Below are 15047 nucleotides of genomic sequence, written 5' to 3'. Positions count from 1 at the left end.
TCAAAATGACAAAAGCAAGAGGGCTGCGCAAGCTGATTAGTTCGCCGTGGCGCACATTTGTTGCAATACGACAGCGATTTTATGCCATGACGCCGCCCAAAAAGAACACTCCCCCGCAAAACAGCATGCTTTGCGAGGGAGTGTTCTTTTGGACCATGGCCTTCACCGGGCCGGGTGCGGCGTCCTCAGCGCTTCAGCGCGCGCCAGCCGATGTCGCGGCGCATCTGCGAACCTTCGAAATGGATCAGGTCGGCGGCGGCATAGGCATGCTTCTGGGCAACCTTGACGCTGTCGCCCAGGCCCACCACGCACAGCACGCGGCCGCCCGAGGTGGTCAGGCGGTCGCCGGTCAGGGTGGTGCCGGCATGGAAGGTCACGCAATCGGGCGTTTCGGCCGGGATGTCGGTGATCAGGTCGCCGTTGCGCGGCGTGTCGGGATAGTTGTAGGCCGCCATCACCACGCCCAGCGCGGTGCGGCGGTCCCATTCCAGTTCCACCTTGTCCAGCGTGCCGGACACCGCGTGCTCGAACACCGTCAGCAGGTCGGTCTTCAGGCGCGCCATGATCGGCTGGGTTTCCGGGTCGCCCATGCGGCAGTTGAATTCCAGCGTCTTCGGATTGCCCTCATCGTCGATCATCAGGCCGGCATACAGGAAGCCGGAGAACGGGATGCCGTCCTTGGCCATGCCCTGCACGGTTGGCACGATGATCTCGCGCATCACGCGCGCATGCAGCGCCGGGGTGACGATGGGGGCGGGCGAATAGGCACCCATGCCGCCGGTGTTGGGGCCCTGGTCGTTGTCCTGCAGGCGCTTGTGGTCCTGGCTGGTGGCCAGCGGCAGGATGTTCTTGCCGTCCACCATGACGATGAAGGAAGCTTCCTCGCCGGCCAGGAACTCCTCGATCACCACGCGTGCGCCGGCGTCGCCCAGCTTGTTGTCCGACAGCATCATGTCGATCGCCGCATGCGCCTCTTCCAGCGTCATGGCGACCACCACGCCCTTGCCGGCGGCCAGGCCGTCGGCCTTGATCACGATCGGCGCACCCTTTTGCGCGATGTAGTCATGCGCCGCCTTCACGTCCGAAAAGGTCTGGTATTCGGCGGTCGGGATCGCATGGCGCTTCATGAAAGCCTTGGCGAAGTCCTTGGAGCTTTCCAGCTGGGCCGCTTCCCGGGTGGGGCCGAAGACTTTCAGGCCGCGCGCGCGGAACACGTTGACGATGCCGGCCGCCAGCGGCGCTTCCGGGCCGACCACGGTCAGCGCGACATGCTCTTGTTCGACAAAGTCGGCCAGCGCCACCGGGTCGGTGATGGCGATGTTTTGCAAGCGTTCGTCCAGCGCGGTGCCGCCATTGCCGGGCGCGACGTAGACAGTCTGGATGCGCGGCGACTTGGCAATGGACCAGGCCAGGGCATGTTCACGGCCACCGGAGCCGACAACTAGGATTTTCATGTGGATTCGCTTAAAAAATGAACTGGGAAGCGGGGCAGGAATGGCGGATTATTCTTCAATGACGGCGTTGGTATAGAGTTCCTGGGTATCGTCCAGGTTTTCCAGCGCGTCCAGCAGTTTTTGCATCTTGACGCCATCTTCGCCGGAGAACACGGTCTCGGTCGAGGGCTTCATGGTGATTTCGGCCACTTCGGCCTTGAAGCCGGCGGCTTCCATCGCCGCCTTGACGGCGGAAAAGTCGTTGGGGCCGGTCAGCACCTCGATACCGCCTTCCTCGTCGGTGAGCACGTCTTCGGCGCCGGCTTCCAGCGCGGCTTCCATGACGGCGTTCTCGTCGGTGCCGGGGGCGTACATCAATTGGCCGCAGTGCTTGAACAGGAAGGCCACCGAGCCCTCGGTGCCCATGTTGCCGCCGAACTTGGAAAAGGCGTGGCGCACTTCGGCCACGGTGCGCACGCGGTTGTCGGTCATGCAATCGACGATGATGGCGGCGCCGTTGATGCCGTAGCCTTCATAGCGCACTTCCTCGTAGTTCACGCCATCCAGGGCGCCGGTGCCGCGCTGGATGGCGCGGGTCACGTTGTCCTTGGGCATGTTGGCGTCCGAAGCGCGATCCACGGCCAGGCGCAGGCGCGGATTGGCATCCGGGTCGCCGCCGCCCATGCGGGCGGCCACGGTGATTTCCTTGATCAGGCGGGTCCAGATACGGCCGCGCCGTTCGTCCTGACGGCCCTTACGGTGTTGAATATTAGCCCATTTGCTGTGTCCAGCCATGTTGGATCTTTCTTGCGAGATAAGTAATATCAGAACGCATCAGCGCACACATCGGTAACATCAGGAACATTTCCGGGGCGGGTTCTGACTATAATCGGGCCAGAATTTTACCATATCGCCATCCCCGATTTTTTGCCCTGAGAGCCCCCAGACCATGACCAATCCGCTTCCCATCGCACAAAACGCCGCGCAGCAACTGAGCCTGTTGCCGCAGTTGGCCAACCGCCACGGTTGCATCACCGGCGCCACCGGCACCGGCAAGACGGTGACGCTGCAGGTGCTGGCCCAGGCGCTGTCGGATATCGGCGTGCCGGTGTTCATGGCCGACGTCAAGGGCGACCTGTCCGGCCTGGGCAAGGCTGGCAGCGTCTCGCCCAAGCTCAAGCAGCGCCTGGCCCAGCTGAACCTGCCCGAACCGGCCTGGGCCGCCGCCCCGGTGGCGTTCTGGGACGTCTACGGCGAAAAGGGCCATCCGGTGCGCGCCACGATCTCGGACATGGGGCCGCTGATGCTCTCGCGCATGCTGAACCTGAACGATACCCAGCAAGGCGTGCTCCAGCTCGTGTTCAAGATCGCCGATGACAATGGCCTGCTGCTGCTCGACACCAAGGACCTGCGCGCCATGCTGCAGCATGTGGGCGATCGCGCGGCCGAGTTCAAGACCGAATATGGCAACATCTCGGCGGCCAGCATCGGCGCCATCCAGCGCGGGCTGATCGCCATCGACGAGCAGGGCGGCGACAAATTCTTCGGCGAGCCCATGCTCAACATCGAGGACTGGATGCAGACCGACGCCGCGGGCAAGGGCATCATCAACATCCTCTCGGCCGACAAGCTGCTCAACGCGCCGCGCCTGTATTCCACCTTCTTGCTGTGGATGCTGTCCGAACTGTTCGAGCACCTGCCCGAAGTGGGCGACCTCGACAAGCCCAAGATGGCCTTCTTCTTCGACGAGGCCCACCTGCTGTTCGACGAGGCGCCCAAGCCGCTCTTGCAAAAGATCGAGCAGGTGGTGCGCCTGATCCGCTCCAAGGGCGTGGGCGTGTACTTCGTCACGCAGAACCCGCTGGACATCCCCGACACCGTGCTGGGCCAGCTCGGCAACCGCGTGCAGCACGCGCTGCGCGCCTACACCCCGCGCGACCAGAAGGCGGTGCAGGCCGCCGCCGAGACTTTCCGCGCCAACCCCCAGTTGAATACCGCGCAAGCCATCACCGAACTGGCGGTGGGCGAGGCGCTGGTGTCCTTCCTCGATGAAAAGGGCCGTCCCAACGTGGTGGAACGCGCTTATGTGCTGACCCCGGCCTCGCAGATCGGCCCGGTGACCGATGACGAGCGGCGCGCGCTGATGTCCGCTTCACTGGTGGCCGGCATCTACGAACAGGCGATCGACCGCGAGTCCGCCTATGAGCGCCTCAAGGGCCGCACAGTCCAGCAGCAGCCGGCGCCACAGTCGGCCCCGGTTGACGACAATGCCTGGGGCGCTTCGGCCGGGCGCGCGCAGCAACCACCGCAGCAGCCGCAACCACCACAACAACCGCAGCAAGACGAGGGCGGCGGCCTGGGCGACTTGCTCAAGGATGCCGCCGGCGGCATTTTCGGCGGCGGCGCAAGCAGCCGCCGCAGCGATTCGCCGCTGCAGGCGATGGTCAAGTCGGCCGCGCGCAGCATCGGCTCGCAGGTCGGGCGCGAAATCATCCGCGGCGTGCTGGGCTCGCTGATGAAGAAACGTTGAACCGCTTGCCAGCGGCACGCGAGGCTGGATAAACCCCTGTCCGGCGGCTATTCGCCGGACGGTTTACAATCGCGGCCACGAGAACTCATTTCATCAGTAGGCGTGAGATGCGTTCTGTTCAGAAAGGGCGCTGGCAAGGCGCGCGACGCGTCGTGTGGCGGTGCCACACGCAAGGAGCGCAACGCGGCCAGCGCCCTTTCTGAACAGAACCCGTAGGGAGCGGCCCGTTTGGGCGGATTGCCGCGTTACGAACTTGGATCAAGACGCCCAGTCTTGACCCAAGTTCGCGCCTTGCACTCCATCCCAAACGGGACACGCTCGCACTCACGCCTACTGATGAAATGAGTTCTACCATCGCCCACAACTCTTCCCACCGCCAGGCCTTCCTCGGCGGTTTGCTGCTGGCTATTGTCGGCGCCGTGTTCTTTTCCGCCAAAGCCATCGTCGCCAAGCTGATGTACCGCTACCAGGTCGACGCCGTGATGGTGCTCACCTTGCGCATGATCTTCGCCTTCCCGATGTTCCTCGCGGTGGCGATCTGGAAAGCCCGCAGCGAACCGCCGCTGGCGCGCGCCGACTACCTGCGCATCACGGTGCTGGGCCTGATGGGGTATTACCTGTCCAGCTTCCTCGACTTCCTCGGCCTGCAATACATCTCCGCCGGGCTGGAGCGGCTGATCCTGTTCCTGACGCCATCCTTCGTGATGCTGATCGCCTTCGCTTTCTTCAAGCGCCGGGTCGGCTGGATCGAATGGGCGGCGCTGGCCGTGTCTTACTTCGGCACCGTGCTGGTGCTGCTGCACGACCTCAACGCCGGCGGCAGCAATGTTATCCTCGGCAGCGTGCTGGTGCTGGGTTCGGCCTTCACTTATTCGATCTACCTGATTTCTTCCGGCGAACTGGTGCGCCGTGTCGGCGCGATCCGGCTGGTGGCGTATGCGATGTGCGTGTCCACCGTCGCCTGCGTGATCCAGTTCTTCATCTTGCGCACGCCGTCCGAATTGTTCGTCCAGGCCGCCGGCGTCTACCAGCTGTCGCTATTCAATTCCGTGTTCTGCACGGTGCTGCCGGTGTTCCTGACCATGGTCGCGGTGGCGCGCATCGGCGCCCCGACCGCTGCCCAGGCCGGGCTGGTGGGGCCGGTGTCGACGCTGTTCATGGGCGCGGCGCTGCTGGATGAACCCATTACCGGCATCCAGTTGGTCGGCACGGCGCTGGTGCTGTCGGGCATCTGGCTGCTGTCGCGCAAGAAGATTTGAAGCGGCTGTCGCAAGACGGCCTTATCCGATATCCCGATCGATCCAGAGAAAAAGGAGACTGACATGGCAAAAGCAATCCGCATGAGCAAGACCGGTGGCCCCGAGGTGATGGAATACGTCGACGTTGAGGTGGGCGAACCCGGGCCGGGCGAGGTACGCATCCGCCACGCGGCGGTCGGCCTGAACTTCATCGATGTGTATTTCCGTTCCGGGCTGTATCCGCAGCCGCTGCCTGCCGGCCTGGGCCAAGAGGCGGCCGGCGTCATCGAGGCGGTCGGCCCCGGCGTGGCCGGCTTCAAGGTGGGCGACCGCGTCGCCTATGCCGGCCGGCCCAACGGCGCTTATGCCGAAGAGCGTGTGATGCCGGCCGACATCCTGGTCAAGCTGCCCGATTCGATCGGCTTCGATACCGCCGCGGCCATGATGCTGCAAGGGATGACCGTGCAATACCTGCTGCGCCAGACCTATCCGGTCAAGGCCGGCGAGACCATCCTGTTCCACGCCGCCGCCGGCGGGATCGGCCTGATTGCCTGCCAATGGGCGCGCGCGCTGGGCGTGAACGTGATCGGCACCGTCAGCAGCGAGGAAAAGGCGGCGCTGGCGCTCAAGCACGGCTGCACCCATGTCATCAACTACAAGACGGAGAATTTCGTCGAGCGCGTCAAGGAAATCACCGGCGGCAAAGGCGTGCCGGTGGTCTACGATTCGATCGGCAAGGACACCTTCACCGGTTCGCTGGATTGCCTGCGCCCGCGCGGCATGATGGTCAGCTTCGGCAGCGCTTCCGGCCCGGTCACGCCGTTCGGCGTGTCGGAACTGGCCTCGCGCGGTTCGCTGTTCCTGACCCGGCCATCGCTGGGCAACTACACCGCCACCCGTGCCGACCTCGACGCCACCGCTGCCGACCTGTTCGCCATGGTCGAAAGCAAGCAGATCAGCATCGAGATCAACCAGCGCTATGCGCTCAAGGATGCCGGGCAGGCGCATGCCGACCTGGAAGCGCGCAAGACCACCGGCTCGACTATCCTGACTCCCTGATCATTGCCGCGAGGCCTGGAGGCCAATGCCATGAGTGACTTGCAGAACGACCCCGGGCGCAGCAACCCGATGGGGCATCCGCCGGAGCAGCCGGCCGGGGACGACGGCTCGCCCAAGTTCGGGCGCTTGCTGGTGGTGCTGATTTGCGCCGTGTTGCTGATCGTGGCGATTACCTTTGGCAGCGAAGCCTATTTTTCGTAATCGCCACGGTTTGGCCCGGCATTCAGGCGCAGGTCATGGCGCGGGTTTGCCGTCTTTTTCGACCTGAATCTTGATGTGCCGGGTCACGCCGCTGGGACCGGGAAATTCGGAGAAGGCCGCGCGCACCATGTAGGGCATGGCCGCCGCCAGGCCGCCGCGGTTGCCGTCGCTGTCGACCACCACGTCATACAGCGGCTTGCCGTCGCCGGCGTTGGCGATGCCGATCTGCAGGCGGCGCAGGAATACCGGATAGCTGGTGGTCTGCATCGGCCCGCCGTACCAGAACGGATCGTAGAAAGGTCCGTAGGGGCCGTAGAAGCCGTAAGGGTGAGGGCCGAAACGGCCCCAGCCGGGCGCCGGGCCATAGAAAAAGGGATCGTAGGCCGGGCGGGTCACCACCACCTGCTCGGTGTTGATGCCATAGCGGAAACTGACGCTGAGCTGCGCCGACTTCTTGTCGGCCGCCTCGCGAAAGCCCAAGGCTTGCAACTGCTGGCCGATCAAGCGGGCATAGTTGCCGTATTCGAGATTGTTCTCCTGCTCCTTGGCGGGGGCGAACACGTAGGATTTGCCGTTGGCGTCGGCCGGCCATGCGTGGAAGGCGGTCACATCGCTTTCGACCACGGAAGCGCAGCCCGACAGCAGCAGGCTGGCGGCCGCGATGAATAAAAAGAGCCGGCGTTTCATGGCATATCTCCAATCAAGATAAAACTGCCCGCGGCGTGGCCGCGTCGGGCGATGAAGCTTCGACCGGCACTGGCGTGTTTCGATCCCGGGCGAGCATGGCGTCTATTGTAGTGCGGCAGGGCGCAAGCGGTTGATGTCGCAGCGCCGGGCGGCACCCCCGCTTTTTCGGAAAGGCGAGAACGTTCCGCGCCAGCGCAGGTCTGTGCCAGAGGCGGGGCGCCGGTTCGCCGCTGCGATTGCCGTCTTTCTGCCCGCGAGGCGCGGGTTGATTGGTAAAATCCGGCTTTGGCCCGTTTTTTCTTCATTCCCTTTCCCGGACAGGCTCCATGCGCACCGATACGCCACAGACGATCCATCGTAAAGACTACGCCGCTCCCAATTACCTGGTCGATACCGTTGAAATGGGATTCGACCTCGAACCCGCCGCCACCCGCGTGGCGACCCGCATCGCCATGCACCGCAATCCGGCCGCGGCCGGCCGCGACATCGTCCTGTTCGGCGAAGAGCTGGAACTGGTCGCCCTGCGCGTCAACGGCAAGACGCTGGCCAAGGGCGACTACCGCCTGGCCGGCCATGTGCTGACCATTCCCGCGGCGCCGGCCAAGGCGGTGCTGGAGATCGAGACGCTCACCCATCCCGACCGCAACACCTCGCTGATGGGCTTGTACGTCTCCAACGGCAATTTCTTCACCCAGTGCGAAGCCGAGGGTTTCCGCAAGATCACCTTCTTCCCGGACCGACCGGACGTGATGGCGAAGTACACCGTCATGTTGCGCGCCGACAAGAAGCAATATCCGGTGCTGCTGTCCAACGGCAACCTGGTCGAACAGGGCGACCTGCCCGACGGCCGCCACTATGCCAAGTGGGAAGACCCGTTCAAGAAGCCGTCCTACCTGTTCGCGCTGGTGGCCGGCGACTTGGTCTGCCAGGAAGAGACCTACCAGCTCAAGTCCGGCCGCAAGGCGCTGCTGCAGGTGTGGGTGGAAGAGGGCAACCTCGACAAGACCCAGCATGCGATGGATTCGCTCAAGAACAGCATCGCCTGGGACGTCGAGCGCTTCGGCCTGGAGCTGGACCTGGACCGCTTCATGATCGTCGCCGTCGGCGACTTCAACATGGGCGCGATGGAAAACAAGGGCTTGAACATCTTCAACACCAAGTACGTGCTGGCCAACCCGCGCATCGCCACCGATGTCGACTTCGCCAACATCGAAGCGGTGGTCGGGCACGAATATTTCCATAACTGGACCGGCAACCGCGTGACTTGCCGCGACTGGTTCCAGCTGTCGTTGAAGGAAGGCCTGACCGTCTTCCGCGACCAGGAATTCTCGGCCGACATGATCGGCACCGACAGCGGCCGCGCGGTCAAGCGCATCGACGACGTGCGCGTGCTGCGCCAGGCGCAGTTCCCGGAAGATGCAGGCCCGATGGCGCACCCGGTGCGCCCCGACTCCTACGTCGAGATCAACAACTTCTACACCGTCACCATCTACGAAAAAGGCGCCGAAGTGGTGCGCATGTACCAGACCCTGCTGGGCCGCAAGGGCTTCCGCAAGGGCATGGACCTGTACTTCAAGCGGCATGATGGCCAGGCTGTGACCTGCGACGATTTCCGCGCCGCCATGGCCGACGCCAACCAGCGCGACCTAAGCCAGTTCGAACGCTGGTACAGCCAGTCCGGCACCCCGCAGGTGGATGCCAGCGCGCGTTACGATGCCAAGCGCAAGACCCTGGAACTGACGCTGGAACAAAGCTGCCCCGCCACGCCCGGCCAGAAGAAAAAACTGCCGTTCCATATCCCCGTCGCCGTCGGCCTGCTGGACGCCAAGGGGCGCGACATGCCCCTCAAGCTCGAAGGCGAGAGCGCCGCAGCAGCAGCGGCTGGCACCCGCGTGCTGGAACTGATCAAGGCCAGGCAGACCTTCCGCTTCACCGGTGTCAATGAAGCGCCGGTGCCGTCGATCCTGCGCGGCTTCTCGGCGCCGGTGGTGCTGAAGGTCGAATACAGCGATGCCGAGCTGGCGTTCCTGATGGCGCACGACAGCGATCCGTTCAACCGCTGGGAAGCCGGGCAGCGCCTGGCCATGCGCCGCCTGCTGAACCTCACGGTGGCGGTACAGGCCGCGCGCCAGTCCGGCCATGTGGTGGCGGTCGACACCGTGCTCAACAACATCGAACACGACGGCGCCCTGGCCGATGCGCTGCGCGCCACGCTCAACGATGAATCGCTCGATCCGGCATTTTGCGAACTGGCGTTGACGCTGCCGTCCGAAACCATGATCGCCGAGCAGATGGAAGTGATCGATCCGCACGCCATCCACATCGCCCGCCAGTTCCTGCGCCGTTCGCTGGCGCGCGCACTGCGCGACGACCTGCTGGCGGCCTATCGCGCCAACCGGACGCCCGGCGCCTACAGTCCGGATGCCGCCTCGGCCGGCCGCCGCGCACTCAAGAACGTGGCGCTGTCCTACCTGGCCGAGCTGGATGATGAAGAGGTGCTGGCGCTGGCGCAGCGCCAGGACCAGGACGCCAACAACATGACCGACCGCCTGGCCGCGCTGGCGGCGCTGGTCAACAGTAGCGCCAGCGGCAAGAGCGAAGCGCTGCAAGGTTTCTACGACGAGTTCGAAAGCGAGGCGCTGGTGATCGACAAGTGGTTCACGCTGCAAGCCACGGCCCGCGATGCCGACGTCAACACCGTGCGCTCGCTGGCCGGGCACCCCGCGTTCACGCTCAAGAATCCCAATCGCGCGCGCAGCCTGATCTTCAGCTTCTGCAACGGCAACCCCTCGGCTTTCCATGCGCTGGACGGCAATGGCTATACCTTCTGGGCCGAGCAGGTCATCGCACTCAACGGCAGCAACCCGCAAGTCGCCGCGCGCCTGGCGCGCAGCCTGGACCGCTGGCGCAAATACACCCCGGCGCTGCAGGAAAAAATGCGCCTGGCGCTGCAGCAGGTGGCGTCGTCGCCCAATTTGTCGCGTGACGTTGCCGAAGTCGTCACCAAGGCGCTGGCGGATTGAGCGCAAGAATTGCGCACAGACATAGCATTCATCATTTTCAAACAGGGAAGAGCACACCATGAAACGCATCAGCCTCACGCAACACTTGATTGAGCAGCAGCGCCTGCACAACAAGATCCCATCCGAACTGCGCCTTCTGATCGAAGTCGTCGGCCGCGCCTGCAAATCGATTTCGCACGCCGTCGGCAAGGGCGCGCTGGGCGAGGTGCTGGGCAGCGCCGGCAGCGAAAACGTGCAGGGCGAAGTACAGAAGAAGCTGGACGTGATCTCCAACGAGATCCTGCTGGAGGCCAACGAATGGGGCGGCCACCTGGCGGCCATGGCATCCGAGGAAATGGAGACCATCCACCGCATCCCCAACCGCTACCCGAAGGGCGAATACTTGCTGATGTTCGACCCGCTGGACGGCTCTTCCAACATCGACGTCAACGTCTCCATCGGCACCATCTTTTCGGTGCTGAAGGCGCCGGACGGCATGACCGAACCAAGCGAGCAGGACTTCATGCAGCCCGGCACCAGGCAGGTCGCCGCCGGCTATGCCGTGTACGGCCCGCAAACGGTGCTGGTGCTGACCACCGGCGACGGCGTGCATTGCTTCACGCTGGACCGCGAAATGGGCGCCTGGGTGCTCACGCAAAAGGACATCCAGATCCCGGCCGACACCAAGGAGTTCGCCATCAACGCCTCCAACCAGCGCCACTGGTTCCCGCCGGTCACGCGTTACGTCGATGAAATGCTGGCCGGCGTCACCGGCCCGCGCGGCAAGGACTTCAACATGCGCTGGATCGCCTCCATGGTGGCCGACGTGCACCGCATCCTCAACCGCGGCGGCATCTTCATGTACCCGGCCGACGCCCGCGAACCGGAAAAGCCAGGCAAGCTGCGCCTGATGTATGAAGCCAACCCGATGGCCTTCATCGTCGAGCAGGCCGGCGGCGCCGCCACCGATGGCAAGCAGCGCATCCTCGACATCCAGCCGGAAAAGCTGCACCAGCGCGTGGCCGTGTTCCTGGGATCGAAGAACGAAGTGGAGCGCGTGACTTCCTATCACAAGGAATAAGCGGGCATAAAGCAGGAATAAACGCGGGAATAAAGCAGCAGGCCGTCGCAGGACGGCTTGCGCACCCTCGAAAACGGCGCCGGCATGTTGCATGCCGGCGCCGTTTTTCATGCCGCGATTTTTCCGGCTCAAACGGTATCGGGCATTTGCCTGGCCTGCCGCACCTGGTTGCGTCCGCCGCGCTTGGCTTCGTACAGCGCGGCATCGGCTTTTCCGAGCAATTCTTCCATCGGCGGGATGTGCTGCCGGTCGGGCAGGATGCTATTGACGCCGGCGCTCACGGTGACCACCGCGGCCGGGCTGGCGCTGTGGGCAATGCCCAGCGCCTGGATGCCGGCCCGGATGGTTTCCGCCATTTGCGCCGCGCCGGTTTCATCGGTATTGGGCAGCAGCAGGAGCATCTCTTCGCCGCCGTAGCGCACGGCCAGATCGGATGACCTGCGTTCCAGATCCTTCAGCACTTTGCCGACCTGGCGCAGGCATTCATCGCCGGCCTGGTGGCCATAGATGTCGTTGTATTGCTTGAAGAAGTCGACGTCGATCAGCACCAGCGACAGTGGCCCGCCGCCCCGGCAGGCGCGCCGGTATTCCTTTTCCAGCACATGATCGAAATGGCGGCGGTTGGCTAGCCCGGTCAGGCCATCCTGCTGCGCCAGCATTTCCAGGGTGCGGTTCAACTCCTGCAGATCGTCTTTGGCTTTGAGGGCCTTGAGCTCGGCTTGCAGGCGCAATTCGATCTGGCCGATCAGGTGCCAGCCGAAGGTCGCGATCATCAGCAGCAGGAGCAGCACCCCCATGCTGTAGACCGCCGTCTCCTGATACCAGTCGGCCAGGACATCGTCTTCGGACAAGGCGACCGTGACCACCAACGGATACTTCTTGATCGCCTGATAACTGAACAGCCTGCGCACGCCGTCGATGCGCGAATTGTTGGCGATGGCGCCGTTCTGGGCGGCCGGCAGCAGTTGGCGGAACAGCGGGCTGTCGCTGAAGTCCCGGTTGATCAGTTTTTCGTCGAAAGGCTGGCGCGTGAGCAGCGTCCCATCGCGCAACAACAATCCGATGGAGCCCCTGGCGCCGACATCGAACGTGCGGTAAAAATCGGTGAAGTAGGCCAGGTCTATCGTCGCCAGCGCGACGCCGGCAAAATTGCCGTCACGGTGATTGATGCGGCGCGAGACCGGGATCACCCAACGGCCCGTGCCGCGGCTGCGCAGTACGGTGCCGATCAGCGGAGCGCGGTCGTCGTGGTCGCGGTGGTAAATGAAATAGGGGCGGTCGCTGTTGTTGCCGTCCTGATGCGGCTCGCCGGAGGAATTGACGACCCAGTTGCCCTGTTCGTCGCAGATCAGCAAGCCGTCCAGTTCCGGCATTTCCACGGAAAGGCGATGCAGCAACGGCGCCATCTCCGCCATCAGGGGGCTGCCCATGCCCTGGGCGGCGACACGGTCGGTCACGTTGAGCAGCAGCCCATCGATGGATTGAAAGGCATCGTTGGCATGCTGCGCCAGCGCCTTGGCCATGTTGCCGGAAGTGATCCGGGCGTTGTCCAGGTCGCTGCGCCGGGCTCCCCAGCTTTGCCATCCATGCAGTACCGTAATGGCCACGCAGGCCAGGACGACAAACAGCTTGGCGCGTTTTGATACGGGATGCATCTTTTCCTGGCGTTCCCCTGGCTGTATCGCTTGCATGCGGATACCCCTTGAAATCGGCCGCCCGCTCTATCTTGTTCCCTCGGCTGGCAGCCCTGATTAGAGAGAAGGTTAAGCCCGCAGCCGGAAAAGTGAAAGGGGAAATATGCTTAATTCACCGGCCTGCGCATGAGCCGCACGCTATGGATGGCGGTGAGCCCCACCGATATCCAGATCGGCACATAGGTACCCAACTGGGCGGCGCCGAGCGACTCGCCCAGCACCGCCATGGCGACAAATACCAGCAGCACCGGTTCGACATAGCCGAGGATGCCGAACAAGCCCATCGGCAGCAATTTGCCGGCGCGCAGATAGCAGGTCAGCGCCACCATGCTGAGTATGCCCAGCCCAGGCAGCAACAGGTACATCGCGGGTTCCCGCAGCACCAGCGAGAACGAACCGTTCAGCACCAGGGCCAGGGCGGCGACCGGCAACAGCAGCAACAATTCGACCGTGAAGACCAGCAGCGAATCCAGCCTGATGCGGCGGCGCAAGATAAAGTAGGGCGGATAGCCCAGCGCCACCAGCAGCGTGGGCCATGAAAACGCGCGCGTCATCCACAGCTCGTGCGCCACGCCGGCCAGTGCGCAGAGTACCGCCATGCACTGCAGCAAATTGAGCCGCTCGCCGTAATGGAAACGCCCCACCAGCACCATCGTGAGCGGCAGCAGGAAATATCCCAGCGACACTTCCAGCGCACGGCCGTTGACCGGGGCCCACAAGAACAGCCATTGCTGCACGCCCAGCATGGCGGCCATGGCCAGCAACGAGAGGCACTTGCCGGGATCGCGGGCGATCTCGCCGCACGCCGTTTTCAGTTGCGCGCCGTGCCGGCGCCAGGCGATCAGGGCCAGCACCGCGATCGTGGTCCAGAGGATGCGCCAGGCGAAGATATCCAGGCCGTCGAGCGGCGCCAGCAGGCGGGTATAGCCGGAAAGGAGGGCGAACAGCGTGGACGCGAGGACCGACAGGCCGATGCCGCGGACGGTTTCATGGTGGTTCATACGATGCCAATCGGGTTGGCCGCTGTGTCTCGATTGGGCAGCGGCAAAGACGCGATTCTACGGCATGCGAATGCCGGCGTCAGAGGCCGGGCACAAGATGCAGCCTTGACGCGCTACACTGCATGGACAACTAAAACGATGGATGAGACCGGTTCCGATGGATATCCGATATGTGCAAAGTTTCGTCGCCGTGGTGGAAAGCGGTTCGCTCGCGGAGGCCGCCCGCCGGCTCGATCTGACCGCTGCCGCGGTGGCCGCGCGCGTGCGTTCGCTGGAAGCAAGCCTGGCGGCACAGCTGATCCAGCGTTCGGGACGTTCCGTGCGGCCCACCGCGCAAGGGCTGAAAGTGCTGGAAAGCGCGCATGCCTTGCTGCGCTCGGCGCGCGACATGCAGGCGCTGGCGCGCGACGGCGCGGGCGAGGTCGGCGAACTGCGCCTTGGCGTGTTCGTCTCTGCCATGACCGGCGTATTGCCGTCGCTGCTGCAGCGTTTCTATCGCTGTTATCCCAACGTCAGTATTTACGTGGAACCGGGCGCCTCGGTGGAATTGTGCCGCAAGGTCGCGGCCGGCGAACTCGATGTCGCCGTGGTGGTCGAGCCGCAGTTCGCCGTGCCCAAGACCTGCGAATGGCTGCCGCTGATGGAGGAGCCGCTGGTGGTGATCGCGCCGGCCGGCAGCGCTGGGAAAGACGCCCACGCGCTGCTGCGGCATGAGCCCTTCATCCGCTACAACCGCAACGTGCTGGGCGGCCAGTTGGCCGACCGCTACCTGCGCGACCACGGCATCGTGCCGCATCAGCGGCTGGAGATCGACAGCCTGTTGGCGATTGCGGCGATGGTCGGCAAAGGCCTGGGCGTATCGCTGCTGCCCGACTGGTCGGCGTTGTGGGAAGGCGGCCAGGCACTGGTGAAGGTGGCGCTGCCCGACCGTGCGCCGGTACGCCGCGTCGGCCTGATCACCGCGCGCCATTCGCCGCATGTGGCGCTGGCGCGCGTGTTCGCCGACGAGGCGGTGAGGGTATTCGCCGCGGATCGGGCGAGCGTGCGCTAAGAGGCCGTTGCGACATTGTTTTTTTGGTTGTGTCCGTCCGTTCGGACTGAGTAGCGGCGAAGCCGCGTAT

12 protein-coding genes are annotated in these 15047 nt (G+C 64.2%); 7 read left to right on the top strand and 5 right to left on the bottom strand.

Annotation, left to right across the window (positions count from 1 at the left end):
- Positions 1-185: 185 nt before the first annotated feature.
- Together purD and AC07N6_RS11835 are read right to left on the bottom strand one after the other, a co-directional pair.
- The gene (purD, locus tag AC07N6_RS11840) at positions 186-1454 is read right to left on the bottom strand and encodes a phosphoribosylamine--glycine ligase (RefSeq protein ID WP_494783260.1); all 1269 of its coding nucleotides are present in this window, start codon (positions 1452-1454) and stop codon (positions 186-188) included.
- A 48-nt stretch (positions 1455-1502) separates the two neighbouring features.
- Complete coding sequence (locus AC07N6_RS11835; RefSeq protein WP_494783261.1) at positions 1503-2228, bottom strand: YebC/PmpR family DNA-binding transcriptional regulator; 726 nt, start codon at positions 2226-2228, stop codon at positions 1503-1505.
- Positions 2229-2382: 154 nt separating this feature from the next.
- Between AC07N6_RS11835 and AC07N6_RS11830 the strand changes: the two genes are divergently transcribed.
- The 4 genes from AC07N6_RS11830 to AC07N6_RS11815 all read left to right on the top strand — a co-directional run bounded on the left by AC07N6_RS11830 (position 2383) and on the right by AC07N6_RS11815 (position 6461).
- Complete coding sequence (locus tag AC07N6_RS11830) at positions 2383-3963, top strand: helicase HerA-like C-terminal domain-containing protein (RefSeq protein ID WP_494783262.1); 1581 nt, start codon at positions 2383-2385, stop codon at positions 3961-3963.
- A 341-nt stretch (positions 3964-4304) separates the two neighbouring features.
- Complete coding sequence (locus AC07N6_RS11825) at positions 4305-5222, top strand: DMT family transporter (protein WP_494783263.1); 918 nt, start codon at positions 4305-4307, stop codon at positions 5220-5222.
- Between the two features lie 63 nt (positions 5223-5285).
- Complete coding sequence (locus AC07N6_RS11820) at positions 5286-6260, top strand: quinone oxidoreductase family protein (RefSeq protein ID WP_494783264.1); 975 nt, start codon at positions 5286-5288, stop codon at positions 6258-6260.
- 30 nt (positions 6261-6290) lie between these two features.
- Positions 6291-6461 (top strand): hypothetical protein, encoded by a 171-nt coding sequence (locus AC07N6_RS11815; RefSeq protein WP_494783265.1) that lies wholly within the window; start codon positions 6291-6293, stop codon positions 6459-6461.
- A 33-nt stretch (positions 6462-6494) separates the two neighbouring features.
- Here the strand turns inward: AC07N6_RS11815 and AC07N6_RS11810 are convergent, their stop codons facing one another.
- Complete coding sequence (locus AC07N6_RS11810) at positions 6495-7148, bottom strand: DUF4136 domain-containing protein (protein ID WP_494783266.1); 654 nt, start codon at positions 7146-7148, stop codon at positions 6495-6497.
- Between the two features lie 326 nt (positions 7149-7474).
- Between AC07N6_RS11810 and pepN the strand changes: the two genes are divergently transcribed.
- Both pepN and AC07N6_RS11800 read left to right on the top strand, forming a co-directional pair.
- Positions 7475-10171, top strand: coding sequence for an aminopeptidase N (pepN, locus tag AC07N6_RS11805; protein ID WP_494783267.1), 2697 nt, complete (start codon positions 7475-7477; stop codon positions 10169-10171).
- A 58-nt stretch (positions 10172-10229) separates the two neighbouring features.
- Positions 10230-11231, top strand: coding sequence for a class 1 fructose-bisphosphatase (locus AC07N6_RS11800; protein ID WP_494783268.1), 1002 nt, complete (start codon positions 10230-10232; stop codon positions 11229-11231).
- Between the two features lie 128 nt (positions 11232-11359).
- On the opposite strand, the gene AC07N6_RS11795 is transcribed toward AC07N6_RS11800, so the two are convergent.
- Both AC07N6_RS11795 and rarD read right to left on the bottom strand, forming a co-directional pair.
- Positions 11360-12886: a sensor domain-containing diguanylate cyclase gene (locus tag AC07N6_RS11795; RefSeq protein WP_494783269.1), complete on the bottom strand. Its 1527-nt coding sequence runs from the start codon at positions 12884-12886 to the stop codon at positions 11360-11362.
- A gap of 146 nt (positions 12887-13032) precedes the next feature.
- A complete protein-coding gene (gene rarD / locus AC07N6_RS11790; protein ID WP_494783270.1) occupies positions 13033-13926 on the bottom strand; it encodes an EamA family transporter RarD in 894 nt (297 codons plus the stop codon).
- A 157-nt stretch (positions 13927-14083) separates the two neighbouring features.
- On the opposite strand from rarD, the gene AC07N6_RS11785 reads away from it, so the two are divergent.
- Positions 14084-14977 (top strand): LysR family transcriptional regulator, encoded by an 894-nt coding sequence (locus AC07N6_RS11785; RefSeq protein WP_494783271.1) that lies wholly within the window; start codon positions 14084-14086, stop codon positions 14975-14977.
- Positions 14978-15047 lie beyond the last annotated feature (70 nt).

It is taken from the genome of Herbaspirillum sp. GW821-FHT09A12, from assembly GCF_059418325.1.
Note: the sequence above shows the minus strand (reverse complement) of the source record. Positions and strands in the feature narration are given on the sequence as shown.

Excerpts from the sequence above, each read along its gene's own strand:
- purD (WP_494783260.1), bottom strand. The coding sequence starts at position 1,454 with ATGAAAATCCTAGTTGTCGGCTCCGGTGGCCGTGAACATGCCCTGGCC.
- AC07N6_RS11800 (WP_494783268.1), top strand. The coding sequence starts at position 10,230 with ATGAAACGCATCAGCCTCACGCAACACTTGATTGAGCAGCAGCGCCTG.
- rarD (WP_494783270.1), bottom strand. The coding sequence starts at position 13,926 with ATGAACCACCATGAAACCGTCCGCGGCATCGGCCTGTCGGTCCTCGCG.
- pepN (WP_494783267.1), top strand. The coding sequence starts at position 7,475 with ATGCGCACCGATACGCCACAGACGATCCATCGTAAAGACTACGCCGCT.
- AC07N6_RS11820 (WP_494783264.1), top strand. The coding sequence starts at position 5,286 with ATGGCAAAAGCAATCCGCATGAGCAAGACCGGTGGCCCCGAGGTGATG.
- AC07N6_RS11785 (WP_494783271.1), top strand. The coding sequence starts at position 14,084 with ATGGATATCCGATATGTGCAAAGTTTCGTCGCCGTGGTGGAAAGCGGT.
- AC07N6_RS11830 (WP_494783262.1), top strand. The coding sequence starts at position 2,383 with ATGACCAATCCGCTTCCCATCGCACAAAACGCCGCGCAGCAACTGAGC.
- AC07N6_RS11825 (WP_494783263.1), top strand. The coding sequence starts at position 4,305 with ATGAGTTCTACCATCGCCCACAACTCTTCCCACCGCCAGGCCTTCCTC.
- AC07N6_RS11815 (WP_494783265.1), top strand. The coding sequence starts at position 6,291 with ATGAGTGACTTGCAGAACGACCCCGGGCGCAGCAACCCGATGGGGCAT.
- AC07N6_RS11810 (WP_494783266.1), bottom strand. The coding sequence starts at position 7,148 with ATGAAACGCCGGCTCTTTTTATTCATCGCGGCCGCCAGCCTGCTGCTG.
- AC07N6_RS11835 (WP_494783261.1), bottom strand. The coding sequence starts at position 2,228 with ATGGCTGGACACAGCAAATGGGCTAATATTCAACACCGTAAGGGCCGT.
- AC07N6_RS11795 (WP_494783269.1), bottom strand. The coding sequence starts at position 12,886 with ATGCATCCCGTATCAAAACGCGCCAAGCTGTTTGTCGTCCTGGCCTGC.